1 pseudogene is annotated in these 246 nt (G+C 49.2%); it reads right to left on the bottom strand.

What is annotated here, in order from left to right:
- Positions 1-242, bottom strand: a pseudogene (locus ACGF5R_RS24900) (group II intron reverse transcriptase/maturase); the annotation flags it as partial.
- Between the last annotated feature and the right edge of the window lie 4 nt (positions 243-246).

Here is a 246-nt window from a genome sequence, read left to right on the forward strand (position 1 = left end):
CTGCCCGATGATAAGCGGTTCCAGAGTTTGTACAGATTGTCTTTCAGATTGGATTCAAAATCCGCGAGAGTTTGACCCTCCACGCCTGCCGCACCTTGATTGGCTTTAACCAATAACCAGGCACGGTACACTTCTCTTTTCTCAATGACAAACGGTTTTGCCTTAACCTCTGTATCTCCTCCTGCCTGACAGTTGGATACCGGGTAAGGCTGCCTGACGTGACCCCTTCGCTCCACATTCATTACA

It is taken from the genome of Photorhabdus sp. RM71S (genome assembly GCF_042879355.1).
In the GTDB taxonomy this organism is placed as follows: Bacteria; Pseudomonadota; Gammaproteobacteria; order Enterobacterales; family Enterobacteriaceae; genus Photorhabdus; species Photorhabdus kayaii.